Genomic DNA, 20,135 nt, shown 5'->3' on the forward strand with positions numbered 1-20,135 from the left:
CTTGGGCCTGCGGCAGATACGTGAGGTTGTTGTGTCCCGATCCTTTTCCCGTCGACAAATCCTGGGTGGTCTCGCAGGCCTGGCCGTAGTGGGCGCCGGTGCCGGTGGCGCCTACCGCTACTGGCTGGGGAAAGTCGCCGAGGCCGAGGCCGGGCACGATTACGAACTGATCGCCGCACCGCTGGACGTGGAACTGGTACCGGGGCACAAGACCGAAGCCTGGGCATTCGGCCCATCCGCGCCGGGCACCGAGTTGCGCGTGCGCCAGGGCGAATGGCTGCGGGTGCGTTTTATCAACCACCTGCCGGTCGCCACGACCATTCACTGGCATGGCATCCGCCTGCCACTGGAAATGGACGGCGTACCCTACGTCTCGCAATTGCCGGTGCTGCCCGGTGAATATTTCGATTACAAATTCCGCGTGCCCGACGCCGGCAGCTACTGGTATCACCCCCACGTGAACAGCAGCGAAGAACTCGGCCGTGGCCTGGTCGGCCCGCTGATCATCGAGGAACGCGAACCCACCGGTTTCAAACATGAACGCACTCTAAGCCTGAAAAGCTGGCACGTGGACGAAGAGGGCGCTTTCGTGGCCTTCAGCATTCCCCGTGAAGCGGCGCGTGGCGGCACGGCGGGGCGGCTGTCGACGATCAACGGCGTGTCCCAGGCAGTGATCGATCTGCCGGCCGGGCAGATTACGCGCGTGCGGCTGCTCAACCTCGACAACACCTTGACCTATCGCATCAATATTCCCGACGTTGAAGCACAGATCTACGCGCTGGACGGTAACCCCATTGAGCCGCGACCGCTTGGCAAGGAATACTGGCTGGGCCCGGGCATGCGCATCTGCCTGGCGATCAAGGCACCGCCGGCTGGCGAAGAACTGTCGATCCGCAATGGTCCGGTGCGCCTGGGCACCTTCCGTTCGGTGACCAACACCGACGCGCCGACCGAATGGCCGCCAGCGCTGCCGGCCAACCCGATTGCCGAGCCGGACCTGGCCAATGCCGAGAAACTCAACTTCAATTTCGAGTGGGTGGGCTCGGTCTCCGTGAATACCGACAATGGCAAGCCACCCAGCCTGTGGCAGATCAACGGCAAGGCCTGGGACATCACCGACAAGACCTGCGCCGACCGCCCGATTGCCAAGCTGGAAAAGGGCAAGAGTTACATTTTTGAATTGAAGAACATGACCCAGTACCAGCACCCGATCCACCTGCATGGCATGAGCTTCAAGGTGATCGCCTCGAACCGCCACAAGGTGATCCCGTATTTCACCGACACCTATCTGCTGGGTAAAAACGAGCGCGCCCGCGTGGCGCTGGTGGCAGATAACCCTGGGGTGTGGATGTTCCACTGCCATGTGATCGACCATATGGAAACCGGCCTGATGGCCGCCATCGAGGTGGCGTGATGCGCCAGTTTCGCCCCACCGCGATCATCGACCGCAGCCGCGACCAGGACTTCATGCGCGAAGCCCTGGCCCTTGCCGCCCAAGGCGCTGCATTGGGTGAAGTCCCCGTAGGCGCTGTGTTGGTGCAGGACGGTGAAATCATCGGCCGTGGCTTCAACTGTCCCATCAGCGGCAACGACCCCAGCGCCCATGCCGAAATGGTCGCCATCCGCGCCGCCGCGCAAGCTATCAGCAATTACCGCCTGGTGGGCAGCACCCTGTATGTGACTTTGGAGCCGTGCAGCATGTGCGCGGGGCTGATCGTGCATTCGCGGATTGCGCGGGTGGTGTACGGCGCGCTGGAACCCAAGGCGGGGATCGTGCAAAGCCAGGGGCAGTTTTTTACCCAGGGCTTTTTGAATCATCGGGTGTTGTTTGAAGGCGGGGTACTGGCAGAAGAGTGCGGGACGGTCTTGAGCGAATTCTTCAAGGCGCGCCGGGCAAAAGCCTGACTCGCTCTCTGTAGGAGCCCGGCAAGCCGGGCTCCTACAGGGGTGGTGCGTTTATTTTTTGGCGATGATCACGGCCCGCATCGGCGCCGGCAGCCCTTCGATGGTTTTGCTGTGATCTTCCGGGTCAAGGAAATCACTCAGCGACTGGTACTTCATCCACTCTGTCCCACGCTGTTCCTCGACGGTGGTGACGCTCACATCCACACAGCGCACATCACTGAACCCGGCACGCCGTAGCCACAGCATCAACGCGGGCACCGACGGCAGGAACCACACGTTGCGCATCTGCGCGTAGCGATCTTCCGGCACCAGCACTTGTTGCTGATCGCCTTCGACCACCAGGGTTTCCAAGACCAGTTCGCCGCCCTTGACCAGGGTGTCTTTCAGCGCGAGCAAATGCTCGATGGGCGAACGGCGGTGATAAAACACTCCCATGGAAAACACCGTGTCGAAGCCTTCCAGATTCGACGGCAGGTCTTCGAACGGGAACGGCAGGTGCCAAGCCTTGGGTTCTGACAGATAACGCTGAACCGCCTGGAACTGACAGAAGAACAACCAGTTCGGATCAACGCCAATCACGCTGTCGGCCCCGGCGCCGAGCATGCGCCACATGTAGTAACCGTTGCCGCAGCCCACGTCGAGGATGCGCTTGCCCTTCAGGTTCAGGTGCGGTGCCACGCGGGACCACTTCCAGTCCGAGCGCCATTCGGTGTCCACATGCACGCCGAACAGGTGGAACGGCCCTTTGCGCCAAGGGCTCAGGCCCATCAGCGCGGCATGCATCTGCACACGGGTGTCTTCGTCGCAGTCGGTATCGAGTGTCAGGCCGTTGAGCAAATCCACTTCGCTGGGCTGGATTTTTGGCAGTGCATCCAGCGCACTCTGCCAGCGCTCCAGATCGCCATGACCCTTTTCCATCTTGCTATCGAGTTGCGCTTGCAGGCCCTGGGCCCACACGGCCAAAGGAGTGCCGACCAGATGGCGGGCGAGGGGGGACAGATCAATCATGGCAAGGCAATCAACGAGGCAAAGTTAAGACACTGGAACCACGGCACGACTTTCGAGAACCCTGCCGCCAACAGGCGTTCGCGGTGTTCTTCGAGGCTGTCGGGCTTCATGACGTTTTCGATGGCGCTGCGCTTCTGGGCGATTTCCAGTTCGCTGTAGCCGTTGGCGCGTTTGAACGCGATGTGCAGATCGGTGAGCAGCGTGTGTTCTTCGGGATCATTGAAGCGCAGCTTTTCCGAAAGGATCAATGCACCGCCCGGCAACAATGATTGGCGGATGCGCGAGAGCAGCGCCAGGCGCTCATCGGGCGCGATGAATTGCAGGGTGAAGTTCAACGCCACCACCGAGGCCGGCTGGAACTGCAGCGCGAGGATATCGCCCTCGATGACCTCGACCGGCAGCAGCTCCTGGAACATCGAGTCCTGGCCATTGAGGTATTCACGGCAACGCTCGACCATCGCGGCCGAGTTATCCACAGCGATCACCCGGCAACCGTCGGTGCGCACATGGCGGCGCAGGGCCTGGGTCACCGCGCCAAGCGAGGATCCCAGGTCATACAGCACGCTGTTGGGTTGGGCGAACTGCGCGGCGAGTACGCCGAGGTTCTCGACGATGGTCGGGTAGCCGGGCACCGAGCGCTTGATCATGTCCGGGAACACCCGCACCACGTCCTCGTTAAAGGCGAAGTCCGGCACCTGGGGCAGGGGCTGGGCGAATAGGCGATCGGGTTCTTTGCTCACGGTTGTTCCGGCGACGATTGGGGAAAGGCCGGCATTTTAGCGTAGGAGCTGGCTTGCCTGCGATGGTCGTTAACGATTACGCAGAGATTCTGGATGAACGTGGCGCCTGTGGGTCTTTCGCTGGCAAGCCAGCTCCTACAGAGGGTTGGAGTGTTTCTGATGGAAAGCCGAGGCAGTGATGCCCCACTGGCCCAGCCAATACGTGGTGATCAGCAAATAAGGCGCGGCATCGAACGCCACCACAAACCGATTGATACCAATCAGCGTGTCAGAAAACACAAACGACACCGCACCTGCCGCCGCCAGCCATGCCGAGCGTTTCGGCACGTCGCTGCCCAGTCGCGCCAACGCACGCCAGAGCATGGCACTGATCACGGTTGCATAAACCACCACTGGAATCAGCAGGTCGCCCAGGCCATGGGAGATCAGGATGCTCAGCAGGATCGCACCCACGCCCAGCGCCACTACCAGCGGCAGCAGCGCCAAGCGGCGACAGTCACTGAAATAGGCTTTGAGGTACGCCAAATGCGCAAACAGGAAGGCACCCAAGCCGAAGATGAACAGGTCGCCCGGCCAGGCCAGCAGTACATCGCCCACCAGGGAAAAGATCAGCCCCAGGCTGATCCAGCGTCGATAGTCGGTGGGCGGCGCGTCATGCAGCCAGCCCAGCAGTGCCAGTACCGGCAAAGGTTTGACCAACAGGCACAACAAGGTGGCATGGGTGGCAAGGCCGTAGATAAAGGTGCCGGCGCCCATCAACGCAAGAATCAGCCATGGCATATCAGTTCACCGTGATGGCGCAGTCAAAGGTTTCGACGGGTTCGGCTTCCGGTTCCCAGGGTTGCTGGGAGGTCAGGCGCAAACGACCCTGGCCGGTGGCGAAAGCCTGGAAGCGCCAGGTCGACTGGCCGCCGCCACCGATCACGCCGGATTCCGTGCTGCTGTAGACCTCAGGGCTCAACGCGCGCAGCACGCCCCCAGCGGAATCCTGGATGGCCCAACGGTAGCCGGTGGTGGGGTTGCTTGGCAGGGTGAGGATCAGGTTTTGTCCGCTTTTGAGCTGGAGCGGGCAGGCGCTCTGATTGTCCACGGTGATATTTTGCTTCGGTGCACTGGCGCACGCGGCCAGCAGGGCAAGGCTCAGGGGGAGAAGCAGGCGGGCAGCGGTCATGGGGGCTCCGTTGATTCACGACGAAGGGCGAGCATAACCGAAGATGAGACAAGGTGTGACAAGACCGCGGCGGGCTTGTTGTGGTGAGCAGGCTTGCCCTGCGCTGGACTGCGAAGCAGGCCCAAAACTGACGACCCCACTTTTCCAGGAAAATGGGGTGTTTTTTAAGAGGGGCTGCTAGCAGCCCAACGCAGGGCAAGCCTGCTCACCACAACAAGCCCGCTCACCACAGGGGCCAGGCCGGGCATCTCATAGCAGTCAGAACAGCACTTTGGCCACATCCGCAAAGCGCTTGGCAAAGTGCACCGTCATGCCTTCCTTCAGGTATTCCGGCAACTCTTCATAGCTGCCACGGTTCGGCTCCGGCAGGATCAGCTCATGGATCTTCTGGCGCCGCGCCGCGATCACTTTCTCGCGCACGCCGCCAATCGGCAGTACATGCCCGGTCAACGTCAGCTCACCGGTCATTGCCACGCCTTTCTTCGGCGGTTGGTTGCGCGCCAGGGACAACAACGCACTGGCCATGGTCACACCGGCGCTCGGGCCGTCTTTCGGTGTCGCACCTTCCGGCACATGCAAGTGCACGAAGGCCTCATCGAAGAACTTCGCATCACCGCCAAACGACTTCAGGTTCGAGCTGATGTAGCTGTATGCGATTTCCGCGGACTCCTTCATCACTTCACCCAACTGCCCGGTGAGTTTGAAACCGCGATTGAGCGTGTGGATACGCGTCGCCTCGATCGGCAAGGTCGCGCCGCCCATGCTGGTCCAGGCCAGCCCCGTGATCACACCGGTGCCGGACAATACTTGCTCATTGCGAAACACTGGGATGCCCAGGGAACTCTCCAGATCCTTGTTGCCGATCTTGATCACCGAGTCCGGCTCGTCCAGCAACTTGACCACGGCTTTGCGCACCAGTTTGCCCAGTTGTTTTTCCAACTGACGCACGCCGGCCTCGCGCGCATAGCCGTCGATCAACGCACGCAGCGCGCCGTCGCTGATGGTCAGGCTGTTTTTCGACACGCCGGCTTTTTCCAGCTGTTTCGGCCATAGGTGGCGCTTGGCGATGGCGATTTTTTCTTCGGTGATATAGCCCGACAGGCGAATCACTTCCATACGGTCCAACAATGGACCTGGGATGGAGTCCAGGGTGTTGGCGGTGCACACGAACAGCACTTTGGACAGGTCCAGGCGCAGGTCCAGGTAGTGGTCGAGGAATTCGACGTTTTGCTCCGGGTCGAGGGTTTCCAGCAAGGCCGACGCCGGGTCGCCCTGGAAGCTTTGGCCCATCTTGTCGATCTCATCGAGCATGATCACCGGGTTCATCACTTCCACATCCTTGAGCGCCTGCACCAGCTTGCCCGGCAGGGCGCCGATGTAGGTGCGGCGATGGCCTTTGATCTCGGCCTCGTCGCGCATGCCGCCGACACTGAAGCGATAGAACGGCCGGCCCAGGGACTCGGCGATGGATTTACCCACGCTGGTCTTGCCCACGCCCGGCGGGCCGACCAGCAGCACGATGGAGCCGGCGACTTCGCCTTTGTAGGCGCCCACCGCAAGGAATTCGAGGATGCGGCTCTTGATGTCATCCAGGCCCGCGTGGTGTTTATCCAGCACTTTTCGCGCATGTTTCAGGTCGAGTTTGTCCTCGCCATACACGCCCCACGGCACCGAGGTGGCCCAGTCCAGATAATTGCGGGTCACCGCGTATTCCGGCGAACCGGTTTCGAGGATCGAGAGTTTGTTCAATTCTTCATCGATGCGTTTTTTCGCCTGGGGCGGCAGCACTTTGCCTTCCAGGCGTTGCTCGAACTGTTCGACGTCCGCGCTGCGATCGTCCTTGGTCAGGCCCAGTTCCTGTTGGATGACCTTGAGCTGTTCCTTGAGGAAGAACTCGCGCTGGTGCTCACCGATCTTGCGGTTCACCTCGGCGGACAGTTCTTTTTGCAGGCGCGCGACTTCGACTTCTTTGCGCAGCATCGGCAGCACTTTTTCCATGCGCTTGAGCATGGGCACGCAGTCCAGCACTTCCTGCAACTCGTTACCGGTGGCCGACGTCAGTGCGGCCGCGAAGTCGGTGAGTGGCGACGGGTCGTTGGGACTGAAGCGGTTGAGGTAATTCTTCAACTCTTCGCTGTACAGCGGGTTGAGCGGCAGCAGTTCCTTGATCGCATTGATCAGCGCCATGCCGTAGGCCTTGACCTCGTCGGTCGGCTCGCTCGGCTGGTGCGGGTATTCGACTTCCACCAGGTACGGTGGGCGGTGGTGCTTGAGCCAGGTCTTGATGCGCACGCGGGTCAGGCCCTGGGCGACGAATTGCAGCTTGCCGTTTTCGCGGCTGGCGTGGTGCACCTTCACCAGGGTGCCGTATAGCGGCAGGGCGGAGGTATCGAAGTGGCGTGGGTCTTCCGGCGGGGTTTCCATGAAGAACAGGGCCAGGGAGTGGTGGTCGGATTTGCTCACCAACTCCAGGGTCTCGGCCCACGGCTCTTCATTGACGATCACCGGCAGCACTTGCGCCGGGAAGAAGGGCCGGTTGTGGATCGGGATGATATAGACCTTGTCCGGCAGGTTTTGCCCGGGCAGCGCCAGGCCGGTATTGGATGACGCTTCGTGTTCGGCGTTTTCGGGGTCGGCGTAGTCGTTGAGGTCGTAATCAGGGAATTCTTGCTGGTCGCTCATGGGGCACCTGCATAAGGAAGTATGCAGGTTAGATGGGGCGGGGTAGCGGTGGTTTCAATGGTCGCGTGAAGTTAGCAACAAATTGCATGAATTCAGCTGATCTTGTGCAGATAGCTCGGCAATGGCTGTTCTGGCAGCACGGACAACACTTTCAACCGTTGCAGCATGCGCTGCCGTGCGCGTTGCAGATGCTCACGCAGGTTCAACGCCGCCGCATCAAATGCGCCGTGCAGCAGCAATTCCAGAATCAGGCGATGTTCGGCCAGCATGGCCGGATCGGCGCCGATCCCCAGCAAACGGTAAAAAATCCGGCTGATGATCATAGGGCTTTGTCCTTGGCGGATCAGCGCCGCGATCTTGCGGTTCTGCAGGCCGGCGAGACAGCGCTGGTGCAAGTCCTCCTCGATCTGTTCGATGGCCTCCAGGCTGCAGTGGGGGCTGTCCTGAGCGTCCAGCACGCGTTGCAACATGGCTTCCAGCAATTGGCGGTCGAGGTTTGGGGCGCTTTGGCGCAAGGCTTCGGGCTCCAGGCAGGCGCGCAGCTCGTAGTCTTCGGTGACTTCACGGGCGGTCAAGGGGCCGGCCAGCCATTGGGAGTAGGGCTCTTTTTCCACTAGGCCTCGGTCACGCAGGCGCATCAGCGCTTCACGCACCACCGCGCGGCTGACGCCGTAGTGGTCGGCGGCGGCCTGTTCGTCCAGGCGGTAATGGCCGAAAGCGATGCAGGTGGACAGCGCCGCGCCGATCTCTTCGACGATGCGCTCGCCCAGCGGCCGCGTGTCCACCAACTCGTCTTCGCCGTTGAGGCCCAGGTGCGCATGGCTCAAGGGCAGGCGCAGCGGCTCCATCGCCAGGCCGTCGGGGTTGATCAGGTAGCCCCGGCCGTTGAAGCGGCAAATCAGCCCTTCCTCATGCAGCAGGTCCAGGGCTCGGCGCACCGGCACACGGCTGGTGCCGAACAATTCGGCCAGCGGCGCTTCCAACAAGACCAGGCCGTGGCGTGCGGTGCCGTTGACGATCGCATCACGCAATACCTGGTGAATCATCGCGTAACGGGAGGCCGGGGCGGACGCTGCTTTCATCGCTTTCTCTGGGGCTTGTGGGACGGTGGCCGGGGATTCTCTCATAAGTTGCGCCTGTCACCCTGCGCCACAGCGGCGGCACCTTTGTGGGGCTCGGAATGGGGGAATGTTACTTTTCTGCACCAAAATGTATTTATTAATAAAAGATACATTATTTCATTGAAGGCGCTTTCCTGCGGCCTTGCAAGATTTTTTCTGACTGGTTAACGCCATCTATCCCGTAGTTCTGGGCAAAATCCTCCGATTGCGTAAACGTTGTCTCAGAAAGACTGGCACGAAAGCTGCCTCTGTAAAATGTACATTTTATTAATAAATACATTTTGTGAGGGGCACCTTGATGTCAGACGCCACTTCAATGGCCGAGGATTTCGCCAGCGGTCGCAGCGACCCCGTGCAAGCCCTTGAGCAGGCACTCGAAAAGGCGAGCCGGGCCCCGGCAGTCTTTATCAACCTGACCGCCGAGCGTGCGCGCCGCGAAGCCGAAGCCTCTGCCGCCCGTTGGCGCGCCGGCCAGCCGTTGAGCGGATTAGATGGTGTGCCATTGGCCTGGAAGGATCTGTTCGATGTGGCCGGCAGCATCACCACTGCGGGCGCCGCTTACCGCCGCAACGCGCCCGCTGCGTTGCTCGACGCACCGAGCGTGGGCCTGCTGTGCCGCGCCGGGATGGTCAGCGTGGGCAAGACCAACCTCAGCGAGCTGGCCTACTCCGGCCTGGGCCTGAACCCGCATTTCGGCACGCCGCACAATCCCCTTGGCATTGACCAACCACGCATTCCAGGTGGTTCGTCGTCCGGTTCAGCGGTGGCCGTTGCTGCCGGAATCGTGCCCATCGCCATGGGCACCGACACCGCCGGTTCGATCCGCATCCCATCGGCGTTCAACGGCCTGGTGGGTTACCGCAGCAGCAGCCGACGCTACAGCCGCGACGGTGTGTTCCCCCTGGCGCACACCCTCGACAGCCTCGGCCCGCTGACTCGCAGCGTGCGTGATGCCCTGGCCATCGACGATCTGCTGCATGGCCGCATTCAAACCCACACCGCTCGCAGCCTCAAGGGCCAGCGTTTTGTGCTGTCGCAACAAGACGTAGAACCCGCCGTGCGCAACAATCTGCTGCGCGCCGTTGAGCAACTCAAGGCCCACGGCGCGCTGATCGAGGAGCGTGAATGCCCGACCTTCCAGGCCTCCCTGGACCTGATCAAACACCACGGCTGGCTCGGTTCCTTCGAAGCCTTTGCCCTGCACGAAGCCTTGCTCGACAGCCCCGACGCGGAACAACTCGACCCGCGTGTACGTCGCCGCCTCGAAGCCGCGCGCACGCTGCCGGCCAGCCAGCTTTTGCACCTGGTCGACGCCCGCCGCCGCCTGCAACAGCAACTGGTCGACGACCTCGACGGCGCCCTCCTGATCACCCCGACCGTTGCCCACGTCGCCCCGGCGTTGGCGCCGCTGGAAGCCGACGACGACCTGTTTGTGAAAACCAACCTCGCCACCCTGCGCCTGACCATGCCCGGCAGTTTGCTCGACATGCCCGGCGTGACCCTGCCCAGCGGCCGCGATGCCCAGGGCCTGCCCACCGGGCTGCTGCTCAGCGCCCCGACGGGGGAAGACGCTCGCCTGCTGCGCGCAGCGTTGTCCGTCGAATCCGTACTCACTATTTAAGGAGACACATCATGGCTAAAGACATCCTCTGTGCATTCGGCGTCGACGTTGACGCCGTCGCCGGCTGGCTCGGTTCCTATGGCGGCGAAGATTCGCCGGACGATATCTCCCGTGGCCTGTTCGCCGGTGAAGTCGGCGCACCGCGCCTGCTCAAGTTGTTTGAACGCTACGGCCTGCGTACCACCTGGTTTATCCCTGGCCACTCGATGGAAACCTTCCCCGAGCAGATGAAGGCCGTGGCCGACGCCGGTCACGAAATTGGTGTGCACGGCTACAGCCACGAAAACCCCATCGCCATGACCGCCGAGCAGGAAGAAATCGTCCTGGATAAATCCATCGAGCTGATCACCCAGGTCACCGGCAAACGCCCGACGGGTTACGTAGCGCCGTGGTGGGAATTCAGCAAGGTCACCAACGAACTGCTGCTGAAAAAAGGCATCAAGTACGACCACAGCCTGATGCACAACGACTTCCACCCCTACTACGTGCGTAAGGGCGACAGCTGGACCAAGATCGACTACAGCCAGCATCCCGACACCTGGATGAAACCGCTGGTACGTGGCGAAGAAACCGATCTGGTGGAGATCCCGGCCAACTGGTACCTGGACGACCTGCCGCCGATGATGTTCATCAAGAAAGCCCCCAACAGCCATGGCTTCGTCAACCCGCGTCACCTTGAAGAAATGTGGCGCGACCAGTTCGACTGGGTCTACCGCGAACACGAACACGCGGTGTTCACCATGACCATCCACCCCGACGTCTCCGGCCGCCCGCAAGTGCTGCTGATGCTTGAGCGCCTGATCGAACACATCCAGAGCCATGCCGGCGTGCGCTTCGTCACCTTCGACGAAATCGCCGACGACTTCATCCGCCGCCAACCCCGTACCTGATACCCCCACCCTGTAGGAGCGGGCTTGCCCGCGAAAATCGTCAACGATAACGCGGGCATTCTGGGTGAACGCGGTGTCTATGCGTTCTTCGCGAGCAAGCTCGCTCCTACAGAGGGGCCACAAACCCTTGAGGCGCGACCCATGTCCATCTACAACAAGCTTGACCTGACTGGCTGGAAACCCCGGCAACTGACTTCCAAGGAGGTGCGTTTCGCCACCTGGATCGCGTTTTTCGCCTGGGTATTTGCGGTGTATGACTTCATCCTCTTCGGCACTTTGCTGCCGGAGATCGGCCGGCATTTTGGTTGGGGTGAAGTGGAGCAAGCTGAAATCGCGACGTGGGTGGCGGTGGGCACGGCAGTGGTGGCGTTTGCCATTGGCCCTGTGGTGGACAAATTGGGGCGCCGCACCGGCATCATCTTCACGGTGGCAGGTTCCGCGCTGTGCTCGGCGCTGACTGCGATTGGCGGCGCGTGGGGCAAGTCGCCGCTGATCCTGATCCGTTCATTGGGTGGTTTGGGTTATGCCGAAGAAACCGTCAACGCCACTTACTTGAGTGAGTTGTATGGCGCTTCGCAAGATCCGCGCCTGACCAAACGCCGTGGTTTTATCTACAGCCTGGTGCAAGGCGGCTGGCCGGTAGGTGCTTTGATTGCCGCCGGTTTGACCGCGCTGTTGCTGCCGATCATTGGCTGGCAGGGCTGCTTCATCTTCGCCGCGATCCCGGCCATCGTCATCGCGATCATGGCGCGCAAGCTCAAGGAGAGCCCGCAGTTCCAGATCCACCAGCGCATCAGCCAATTGCGTAAAAGCGGTGCAGTGACAGAAGCGCAAAACGTCGCCATGACCTACGGCGTGGACTACGACGAACACAGCAAGGCCGGCCTAAAAGCTGCGTTCCGTGGCCCGGCGCGGCGCGCCACATTAGTGATCGGCGCGGCACTGCTGCTCAACTGGGCGGCGATCCAGGTGTTCAGCGTGCTCGGTACCTCGGTGATCATCAGCGTGCACCACATCTCGTTCGAGAACTCGCTGATCATCCTCGTGCTGTCGAACCTGGTGGGCTATTGCGGTTACCTCAGCCACGGCTGGATGGGCGACAAGATCGGCCGTCGCAACGTGATCGGCCTGGGTTGGATGCTTGGCGGCCTGTCGTTCGCCGGGATGCTGTTTGGCCCGAGCAATATGCCGATGGTGGTCGGGCTATACAGCCTGGGCTTGTTCTTCCTGATCGGGCCGTACTCGGCGGCGTTGTTCTTTATCAGTGAGAGTTTCCCCACCAGCATCCGCGCCACCGGTGGCGCAATCATCCACGCCATGGGCCCGATCGGCGCGGTGGTCGCAGGTTTTGGCGCGACCCAGGTGTTGTCCGCCGGCAGCGACTGGCAGACCGCCGCGCTGTGGTTCGGCGCGCTGCCGTGCTTCCTGTCCGGCGCGTTGATGTTTGCCGCACGCCATGTGCGTCCGGAAACCGTTCAGTAAGGAGTGTTTGATGAGCCGTAAAGTTGCCTTGATTACCGGTGCTGCCAGCGGCATCGGCCAAGCCCTCGCCGTGGCCTATGCCCGTAATGGCGTGGCGGTGGTGGGCGGGTATTACCCGGCCGATCCCCATGACCCGCAGACCACCGTCAGCCGGGTGGAAGAGGCGGGTGGCGAGTGCCGGATGTTGCCATTGGACGTGGGTGACACCGCTTCGGTGGACGCGCTGGCGGCGCAAGCTATCCAGCATTTCGGCCGACTCGATTATGCCGTGGCCAACGCCGGCCTGCTGCGCCGCGCACCGTTGCTGGAGATGACCGACGCGCTGTGGGACGAGATGCTTAATGTCGACCTCACGGGGGTCATGCGCACCTTCCGCGCGGCGACCCGGCATATGCATGCTGGCGGCGCCCTGGTGGCGATTTCGTCGATTGCCGGCGGCGTGTATGGCTGGCAGGAGCACAGCCATTACGCGGCGGCCAAGGCCGGCGTGCCGGGGTTGTGTCGTTCGCTGGCGGTGGAGTTGGCGGCCAAGGGCATTCGTTGCAATGCAGTGATCCCTGGGTTGATCGAGACGCCGCAGTCGCTGGATGCGAAGAACTCGTTGGGGCCGGAAGGCTTGGCGAAAGCGGCGCGGGCTATCCCCTTGGGCCGGGTAGGGCGGGCGGATGAAGTGGCGTCGCTGGTGCAGTTCCTGACCAGTGAGGCATCGAGCTATTTGACTGGACAAAGCATCGTCATCGACGGCGGCCTGACCGTACGCTGGCCGGACTGACAGCATCACACAGGGGTTATGTGTTCACAGGAGTATTTGTATGTCTCAACTCGTTAATCGCCGCGCCGTGATCACCGGCGCCGGCAGCGGCATCGGTGCCGCCATCGCCCGCGCCTACGCCGCTGAAGGCGCGCGCCTGGTGCTGGCCGACCGTAACGCCGCCAGCCTCGCGGAAACAGCGATCACCTGCCGCAACCTCGGTGCCGAGGTGTTCGAATGCTTGGCCGATGTGGGAACTGTTGATGGTGCCCAGGCGAGCGTCGACCGTTGCGTCGAACACTTCGGCGGCATCGATATCTTGGTCAACAATGCAGGCATGCTCACCCAGGCGCGCTGTGTCGACCTGTCCATCGAGATGTGGAACGACATGCTGCGTGTCGACCTCACCAGTGTGTTTGTCGCCAGCCAGCGCGCCTTGCCGCACATGCTCGCGCAACGTTGGGGGCGGATCATCAACGTCGCCTCGCAACTGGGCATCAAGGGCGGCGCCGAGCTGACCCATTACGCCGCCGCCAAGGCCGGGGTGATCGGTTTCACCAAGTCCCTGGCCCTGGAAGTGGCCAAGGACAATGTGCTGGTCAACGCCATCGCGCCAGGTCCGATCGAGACGCCGTTGGTGGGCGGTATCAGCGACGACTGGAAACGCGCCAAGGCCAAGGAATTGCCTCTGGGGCGCTTCGGTCTGGCGGATGAAGTTGCACCAACGGCGGTGCTGCTGGCCAGCGAGCCCGGTGGCAACCTGTTCGTCGGCCAGACACTGGGCCCGAACTCTGGCGACGTTATGCCATGAGTGGGGTATAGCCATGTGCGGACTCTGCGGATTGCTCGGCGAAGACCTGCACTGGAGCGATCCTTTGGGCGACGAACTGCCCCGACGCCGCGAACGCCTGCGCCGAATCGCCGCTATCAATCAGGTGCTGGCGGTGTTCCGGCTTAAGGTCGAAGACTTCCAGGGCGCGTCGTATCTGCTGTTGGGCGCCACCGGTAAGCAGGCACTGGCCAGCGGCCTGGATCAACTCTGGCAGGCGGCCGAGACCATGCTCGGCCGTCCGCTTGACCCCCTCGACCCCCACTTGCTGGATCACCTGGACTTGTAGGAGCCCGGCTTGCCGGCGATGGCATTCTGAAGGACGCCATCGCCGGTAAGTCGGGCTCCTACAGGGGCATCATTGAGGTAGTAAACAATGAGTATGGCTCTGAATGTGATCACCGGCTTCCTTGGCAGCGGCAAGACCACCTTGCTCAAGCGCCTGCTGCAGGGTGAAAGCCTGGGCGACACCGCGCTGCTGATCAACGAATTCGGTGATGTCGGCATCGACCATCTGCTGGTGGAAGAGGTAGCACCGGACACCGTGCTGCTGCCCAGCGGATGCGTGTGCTGTTCGATTCGCGGCGAGTTGAAAGACGCGCTGCTCGGCCTGTTGCAGCGCCGCGAGCGCGGTGAAGTCCCGGCGTTCAAGCGCGTCATTCTGGAGACCACCGGCCTGGCCGACCCGGCGCCTATCCTTGCCACCCTGAACAACGACGTGCAATTGCGCGGGCGCTTCCATATCGGCCTGGTGATCACCCTGGTCGACGCCAGCCACGCCACTCTGCAAGAACGCCTGCACCCGGAATGGCTGGCCCAGGTGGCCGCTGCGGATCGCTTGCTGCTGAGCAAGACCGACCTGGCTGGCGATTGCACGGCGTTACGCGCTCACTTGCACGCGCTGAATGCCGGTACGCCGATCCTCGATACCCATGACATCCACAGCGGCGATCAACTGCTGCTCGGCGAAGGCCTGCGCAGCGCCGAACCTGCCGTGGAAGTCAGTCGCTGGCAACTGCATCGCACCGCCGCCACCACCCACGGCGCGGCCCAAGTGTGCAGCCTGACTTTCGACCAGCCCCTGGACTGGGTGGGTTTCGGGGTGTGGTTGTCGATGCTGTTAAGATGCCACGGCGAACGAATCCTCCGTGTCAAAGGGCTGCTCAACGTGAACGCCAGTAACGCTCCCATCGTCATTCATGGTGTGCAGCATTGCCTGCATGCGCCGGTGCACCTGCCTGCGTGGCCGGGCAGCGACCGGCAATCGCGCCTAGTGTTTATCCTGCGCGGGCTTGACCCTGCGCTGTTAAGGCGCTCGTTTGAAGTGTTCTCGCGGCGGTTCGCGGCATGATTACTCTGCGCGTCCTCGGCACCTCCGTCACCTTGCTTGAATGCCTGCGCGTACGCGCCGAGCAGGAACTGGGTATTCGCCTGGTCTACCAGGTGCACGATGTCGAGCAGGCCCAGCGCATTGCGGTGATGCAACCCGACAGCTACGACCTGTACGACCAATGGTTCCACAACGTCGACTTCGTGTGGCCGGCCCGGGCGATCCAGCCCATCGACACCCGGCGTATTGCGCTGTGGCACGAGATCAATGACCTGCCCAAGCGTGGGCGCCTGTCGCCCGATGACCGCCTGGGCAGCGGCAGTGTGCCCAGCGAACGCTTGTTCGTGCAGCACGATGGGAGCCTTGGCAGCACGGTCACCGATCGCATCAGCATGTTGCCCCTGACCCACAACGCCGACAGTTTCGCCTATCGGCCCGAACGGTTGCCCGAAGGTTTTTGCCACGGTAACGAAAGCTGGGGCTGGCTATTGGACCCCGCCTGGCGTGCGCGCACGGCTTTGCAGAGTGACGCGGCGATTGGTGCGTTGGATGCTGCATTGGCGGTGCAGGGCGCAGGGCTGGCCAGTTTCAGGGACATCGGCAATATGAGCATCGAAGAGATCGACGTGCTGGCTGACATTCTGGTGCGCAAGCAGAAGGAGGGGCACTTTGCGGCGTTCTGGTCTGATGATGAAGAGGCGGCGCAATTGATGCTCAGCCCTAGCATCGATATCCAGAGCCTGTGGTCGCCGACCTTGATGCGCCTGCATCGCGCCGGGGTGAAATACCGTCTGGCGGTGCCGCGTGAAGGGTATCGCGCGTGGTTTGGGGGGTTGTCGTTATCGCGGCATGCCAAGGGGCCGGTGCTGGATGCGGCGTATGCGTATTTGAATTGGTGGTTGTCGGGGTGGCCCGGGGCGGTGATGGCGCGCCAGGGGTATTACATTGGCAATCCGGCGCGTAGTCGGGATCACTTGAGCAGTGCGGAGTGGGATTACTGGTATGCCGGCAAGCCTGCTCGGGAGGAGTTGCTGGGGAGTGATGGGTTGCCTTTGATTGATGTGGGTGAGGTGCGGGATGGGGGGGCTTATGAGGCGCGTATGGGGCATATTGCGGTGTGGAATTCGGTGATGGATGAGCATAATTATTTGGTGCGCAGGTGGGGGGATTTTATGCGGGCTCGGTGTGTTTGATTGATTGAGTACATATCCGTTGCTGCGGTAACGGCCACTTAGGGTTCCGCCCTTACGGCGGGTCACTTTTGAAAAGAGCCCAAAAGTAACCAAAAGGCTCTTGCCCCAACACTCGGCACCTCGCCTAGGCTCGGTGTGCCCTCACTCCGGCTTGAATCCGTGGGCCGCCGCGATGGGCCATCCTTGGCCCAGCGCGGCTAACCCGGCGTCCTGCCGGGTTACCCACGGATTCAAGCCTGCGTTCGGCCAGCGTGTTTGACGGGGCGCCTCAGATCAAGATCAAGATCAAGATCAAGATCAAGAGCGACTCGCTTCGCATCGTAGATACGCGGTCCCGTGTAGGAGCCGGGGGGACGCCTAGTTCTTGCCGGCGAAAAACGTGAGACCGCCGCGTTTGTCTGGTTCCCCCGCGTCATCGTTGAAGACCATCGCCGGCAAGCCGGCTCCTACAGGACCGCCTTTGCCTTTGCTTCACACCACTCAAGCCGGCTGTCAGGCCGCTGTGCTTTTGCTTTTGATCTTGATCTTAGGCGCCCCGTCAAACACGCTGGCCGGAATTCGGCAGGGATTTGGGGGGTAAACCGGCAGGGATGCCGGTTTAGCCGCCCCGCGCCATGGATGGCGCGTGGCGGCGGCCCCCCAAATCCCTGTCGGATTACGGGCACACCGAGCCTAGGCGAGGTGCCGAGTGTTGGGGCAAGAGCCCTTTGCTTACTTTGGGGCTTTTCCAAAGTGAGCCGCCGTAAGGGCGGAACCCAAAGTGGCCGTTACCCAAATAACGGATATGTACCCAACTCAACCCCCCCCCAGCCAACCCATTGTCGCCAAAAAACCGCCACGAAATTCCCCGGTTTTATTGGGTGCACTTAACCAAAGTCCCAGCTAATCTCCTAACACCCAATATTCAATCAAAATGGATATTTTTTTGACGCCAGGTCAGCAGTCGCAGGGAATGCACATGACAAAGGGACGTAGTGGCAGAGAGAGGCGAACGCTGCCAGAGGGCACTGCAATGAGGTGGCGCCACACGTTCCAAACCCGTATCGCCGGGGTGCTGGCGCTGTTACTGCTGGTAGTGGTCGGCGCCACCTATTTCGCCGTCAAGACCGCCACCACCCGCGCCGTGGAAAACCAGGCGCAAGTCCAACTGCAAACCGGCAGCCAAGTGTTCGAGCGCTTGATCGATCTGCGCGGGCGTCGCCTGCAGTACGGCCTCGACTGGCTGACCGTCGACCTCCCGTTCAAACAAGCCGTGGCCGAAGCCAAGACGGTGCCGATTCTCGCCGCGTTACGTCGCCACGGCACGGGCATCCGTTCCAGCGAAGTGTTTGTGCTGGGCCTGGATGGCAAGGTCATGGTCAGCACCTTGCCGATCCTCACGCGCGGCCAGCTTTTTCCCTATGACGACGCCCTGCGCCATGCCCGGCGTTCGGGCTTGCAGATGCTGATCGTGGCCCTGGATGGGCGGCCGTATCTGCTGGTACAGGATGAAGTGATCGACGAGTTGCCCATCGCGCGCATCGTCATGGGCTTTCCCATGGACAAGCTGTTCGCCAATGAACTGCGATCCATGAGCAATCTGGAGGTGTCGTTCCTCAGCGTGCAAAACGGCACGCCCGGCCAGTTGTACAGCACTCAACCGGATGCTTATCAGGCTGCCACCCTCAGCCTGCTGCGCGAAGGACATGTCGACCCCGAGCCGAAAATCCATTTGTTCTATGGCCAGCGTGTGCTCAGCCAGGTGTTGCCGCTGGCCAATACCGGCGATGGCGATGAAGTGCGGGTGCTGCTGCAAAGCCCACTCGACCATGCCCTGGAATCCTTTGCGCCGCTGGACCGGCAGTTCCTCGGGATTGCCTTGGCGGTGCTGCTGGTGTCGTTGGCCGGTGCGCTGTTTCTGGCGCGACGAGTATCGCGCCCGCTCAATGCCCTGGTGCAGGCGGCCGAGCGTATCGGTGCCGGTGATTACCGCACGCCGGTGCGGGTGCGCAGCCATGATGAATTCGGCTTGCTGGCCCGCGCCTTCAATGCCATGCAAAGCGGCATCGCCGTGCGCGAGCGGCAGTTGGCGCATAACGCCCTGCATGACCCATTGACCGGCCTGCCCAATCGCGCCCTGGCCATGGAGCGGCTGGGCAGTGCGATCAGTGCGCGGCGGCCGGTGGTGTTGTTGTACGTCGGCATCGAAAATTACCGCGTGATCAACGAAGGCTTCGGCCCCGAGGGCGTCGAAGAGATGCTGCGCGAAGCCAGCCGCTGCCTGTCCATGAGCCTGTTGGCCAGTGATACGGCGGCGCGCATCGCCGGCAGTGAGTTTTTGCTGTTGCTGGAAAACACCGAGGTCGACCGCGCCGTGGCCCGCGCTGACCGCCTCTACGCGTTGCTCACCGAACCCCAACGCATTGGCAACGACGAGTTGCGCCACGAAGTGAGCATCGGCATCGCTGCCTACCCGGCCGACGGCCAGCAAGTGGAAGAGTTGATCAGCCGCGCCGCCATCGCTCGGCATGACGCGGCCAGCCTGCCGGGGCATTTGCAGATCTACCAGCAGGACCGCGACCTGGCCCACCAACGCCAGATCACCCTGATCCGCGACCTGCGCCGTGCTGCCATCGAGGGTGAGTTGTTCCTGTGCTACCAGCCCAAACTCGACCTCAAGCACGGCTATGTACGCCAGGCCGAAGCCTTGTTGCGCTGGCAACATCCGACCTTGGGCCAGGTGTCTCCGGCAGAGTTCATCCCCTTGGCCGAGCGCACCGGCAGCATGGGCAGCCTGACCCTGTGGGTGATCGAAGAAGCCATCCGCCAGATCGCCGAGTGGGCGCGGCGCGGCATGTTGATCCAGCTGTCGGTAAATATCTCGGTGGATGATTTGGCTGATGATGACCTGGCGATTCGCGTGACTGCGCTGTTGATGCAATATCAGGTTGAGGCCGAGCAATTGATTTTCGAGATCACCGAAAGCGCGATCATGCACAACCCGCAACAGGCTCTCAGTGTGTTGGAGCAGTTGCGCGACTGCGGTATCAGTTTGTCGGTGGATGACTTCGGGACTGGCTATTCATCCCTGGCACAATTGCAGCGCCTGCCGGTGCAGGAATTGAAGATCGACCAATCCTTCATACGCAACCTCGATAGCACCAGTGGCGACGGGGTGATCGTGCGCTCCACCATTGAAATGAGCCACAACCTCGGGCTCAAGGTCGTCGCCGAGGGCGTGGAATTCGCCCCTAGCCTCAAGCTGCTCAAGCAGTGGAATTGCGACACCGCCCAGGGCTACCTGATCAGCCGGCCGTTGAACGCGATGGCGTTCGAGATGTGGATGCGCCGCGAGCGATCCCCAGTCTGACACTCCCCCCGTAGGAGCCGGCAAGCCGGCTCCTACGGTTATAAAAAAGGCGGCTACCTGTGA

The 20,135-nt window shown here is 61.9% G+C and carries 17 protein-coding genes; 11 read left to right on the forward strand and 6 right to left on the reverse strand.

What is annotated here, in order from left to right:
• The first annotated feature begins 31 nt into the window (after positions 1–31).
• Positions 32–1,414, forward strand: coding sequence for a multicopper oxidase family protein (locus ACP7C6_RS23955; RefSeq protein WP_311894706.1), 1,383 nt, complete (start codon positions 32–34; stop codon positions 1,412–1,414).
• Positions 1,414–1,905 carry a tRNA adenosine(34) deaminase TadA gene (gene tadA / locus ACP7C6_RS23960; RefSeq protein ID WP_028618991.1) on the forward strand — a complete coding sequence of 164 codons (492 nt, stop codon included), beginning with the start codon at positions 1,414–1,416 and terminating at the stop codon, positions 1,903–1,905. Before ACP7C6_RS23955 ends, tadA begins: the two co-directional genes overlap by 1 nt.
• Before the next feature lie 51 nt (positions 1,906–1,956).
• Here the strand turns inward: tadA and cmoB are convergent, their stop codons facing one another.
• The 6 genes from cmoB to ACP7C6_RS23990 all read right to left on the reverse strand — a co-directional run bounded on the left by cmoB (position 1,957) and on the right by ACP7C6_RS23990 (position 8,588).
• Positions 1,957–2,913, reverse strand: coding sequence for a tRNA 5-methoxyuridine(34)/uridine 5-oxyacetic acid(34) synthase CmoB (gene cmoB, locus ACP7C6_RS23965; RefSeq protein WP_028618992.1), 957 nt, complete (start codon positions 2,911–2,913; stop codon positions 1,957–1,959).
• On the reverse strand, positions 2,910–3,653 hold the full coding sequence (gene cmoA, locus ACP7C6_RS23970; protein WP_068934716.1) for a carboxy-S-adenosyl-L-methionine synthase CmoA: 744 nt from the start codon (positions 3,651–3,653) through the stop codon (positions 2,910–2,912). The genes cmoB and cmoA overlap by 4 nt, the downstream gene beginning before the upstream one ends.
• A gap of 135 nt (positions 3,654–3,788) precedes the next feature.
• Positions 3,789–4,433, reverse strand: coding sequence for a lysoplasmalogenase (locus ACP7C6_RS23975; RefSeq protein WP_068934718.1), 645 nt, complete (start codon positions 4,431–4,433; stop codon positions 3,789–3,791).
• A 1-nt stretch (position 4,434) separates the two neighbouring features.
• A complete protein-coding gene (locus tag ACP7C6_RS23980; RefSeq protein WP_068934720.1) occupies positions 4,435–4,824 on the reverse strand; it encodes a protease inhibitor I42 family protein in 390 nt (129 codons plus the stop codon).
• Between the two features lie 258 nt (positions 4,825–5,082).
• Positions 5,083–7,506, reverse strand: a complete 2,424-nt coding sequence (gene lon / locus ACP7C6_RS23985) for an endopeptidase La (protein WP_028618996.1) — start codon at positions 7,504–7,506, stop codon at positions 5,083–5,085.
• A gap of 92 nt (positions 7,507–7,598) precedes the next feature.
• On the reverse strand, positions 7,599–8,588 hold the full coding sequence (locus tag ACP7C6_RS23990) for a GntR family transcriptional regulator (RefSeq protein WP_028618997.1): 990 nt from the start codon (positions 8,586–8,588) through the stop codon (positions 7,599–7,601).
• Between the two features lie 337 nt (positions 8,589–8,925).
• Here ACP7C6_RS23990 and ACP7C6_RS23995 point away from each other — a divergent pair, with 337 nt between their 5' ends.
• From ACP7C6_RS23995 to ACP7C6_RS24035, 9 genes are all read left to right on the forward strand, one after another.
• Positions 8,926–10,248 (forward strand): amidase, encoded by a 1,323-nt coding sequence (locus tag ACP7C6_RS23995; RefSeq protein WP_305383709.1) that lies wholly within the window; start codon positions 8,926–8,928, stop codon positions 10,246–10,248.
• Between the two features lie 11 nt (positions 10,249–10,259).
• Complete coding sequence (locus ACP7C6_RS24000; RefSeq protein ID WP_010212857.1) at positions 10,260–11,138, forward strand: polysaccharide deacetylase family protein; 879 nt, start codon at positions 10,260–10,262, stop codon at positions 11,136–11,138.
• A 141-nt stretch (positions 11,139–11,279) separates the two neighbouring features.
• Entirely contained in the window at positions 11,280–12,620 is a 1,341-nt protein-coding gene (locus ACP7C6_RS24005) for an MFS transporter (protein WP_028618999.1), read from the forward strand.
• Between the two features lie 10 nt (positions 12,621–12,630).
• Positions 12,631–13,392, forward strand: coding sequence for an SDR family NAD(P)-dependent oxidoreductase (locus tag ACP7C6_RS24010; protein WP_028619000.1), 762 nt, complete (start codon positions 12,631–12,633; stop codon positions 13,390–13,392).
• 40 nt (positions 13,393–13,432) lie between these two features.
• Positions 13,433–14,182, forward strand: coding sequence for an SDR family NAD(P)-dependent oxidoreductase (locus ACP7C6_RS24015; protein ID WP_028619001.1), 750 nt, complete (start codon positions 13,433–13,435; stop codon positions 14,180–14,182).
• 13 nt (positions 14,183–14,195) lie between these two features.
• Entirely contained in the window at positions 14,196–14,489 is a 294-nt protein-coding gene (locus ACP7C6_RS24020) for a hypothetical protein (RefSeq protein WP_028619002.1), read from the forward strand.
• Between the two features lie 87 nt (positions 14,490–14,576).
• A complete protein-coding gene (locus ACP7C6_RS24025) occupies positions 14,577–15,551 on the forward strand; it encodes a CobW family GTP-binding protein (RefSeq protein ID WP_028619003.1) in 975 nt (324 codons plus the stop codon).
• Positions 15,548–16,723, forward strand: a complete 1,176-nt coding sequence (locus ACP7C6_RS24030; protein WP_426109316.1) for an ABC transporter substrate-binding protein — start codon at positions 15,548–15,550, stop codon at positions 16,721–16,723. The genes ACP7C6_RS24025 and ACP7C6_RS24030 overlap by 4 nt, the downstream gene beginning before the upstream one ends.
• Positions 16,724–17,735: 1,012 nt before the next feature.
• Positions 17,736–20,072, forward strand: coding sequence for a putative bifunctional diguanylate cyclase/phosphodiesterase (locus ACP7C6_RS24035; protein WP_068931282.1), 2,337 nt, complete (start codon positions 17,736–17,738; stop codon positions 20,070–20,072).
• Positions 20,073–20,135 lie beyond the last annotated feature (63 nt).

Source organism: Pseudomonas sp. TWR1-1-4 (genome assembly GCF_049897165.1).
Lineage (GTDB): Bacteria > Pseudomonadota > Gammaproteobacteria > Pseudomonadales > Pseudomonadaceae > Aquipseudomonas > Aquipseudomonas canadensis.

Bases quoted from the DNA above. Each gene is read 5' to 3' on its own strand.
- tadA (WP_028618991.1), top strand. From the start codon at position 1,414: ATGCGCCAGTTTCGCCCCACCGCGATCATCGACCGCAGCCGCGACCAG.
- cmoB (WP_028618992.1), bottom strand. From the start codon at position 2,913: ATGATTGATCTGTCCCCCCTCGCCCGCCATCTGGTCGGCACTCCTTTG.
- ACP7C6_RS23975 (WP_068934718.1), bottom strand. From the start codon at position 4,433: ATGCCATGGCTGATTCTTGCGTTGATGGGCGCCGGCACCTTTATCTAC.
- ACP7C6_RS23980 (WP_068934720.1), bottom strand. From the start codon at position 4,824: ATGACCGCTGCCCGCCTGCTTCTCCCCCTGAGCCTTGCCCTGCTGGCC.
- lon (WP_028618996.1), bottom strand. From the start codon at position 7,506: ATGAGCGACCAGCAAGAATTCCCTGATTACGACCTCAACGACTACGCC.
- ACP7C6_RS23990 (WP_028618997.1), bottom strand. From the start codon at position 8,588: ATGAAAGCAGCGTCCGCCCCGGCCTCCCGTTACGCGATGATTCACCAG.
- ACP7C6_RS23995 (WP_305383709.1), top strand. From the start codon at position 8,926: ATGTCAGACGCCACTTCAATGGCCGAGGATTTCGCCAGCGGTCGCAGC.
- ACP7C6_RS24000 (WP_010212857.1), top strand. From the start codon at position 10,260: ATGGCTAAAGACATCCTCTGTGCATTCGGCGTCGACGTTGACGCCGTC.
- ACP7C6_RS24005 (WP_028618999.1), top strand. From the start codon at position 11,280: ATGTCCATCTACAACAAGCTTGACCTGACTGGCTGGAAACCCCGGCAA.
- ACP7C6_RS24010 (WP_028619000.1), top strand. From the start codon at position 12,631: ATGAGCCGTAAAGTTGCCTTGATTACCGGTGCTGCCAGCGGCATCGGC.
- ACP7C6_RS24015 (WP_028619001.1), top strand. From the start codon at position 13,433: ATGTCTCAACTCGTTAATCGCCGCGCCGTGATCACCGGCGCCGGCAGC.
- ACP7C6_RS24020 (WP_028619002.1), top strand. From the start codon at position 14,196: ATGTGCGGACTCTGCGGATTGCTCGGCGAAGACCTGCACTGGAGCGAT.
- ACP7C6_RS24025 (WP_028619003.1), top strand. From the start codon at position 14,577: ATGAGTATGGCTCTGAATGTGATCACCGGCTTCCTTGGCAGCGGCAAG.
- ACP7C6_RS24030 (WP_426109316.1), top strand. From the start codon at position 15,548: ATGATTACTCTGCGCGTCCTCGGCACCTCCGTCACCTTGCTTGAATGC.
- ACP7C6_RS24035 (WP_068931282.1), top strand. From the start codon at position 17,736: ATGAGGTGGCGCCACACGTTCCAAACCCGTATCGCCGGGGTGCTGGCG.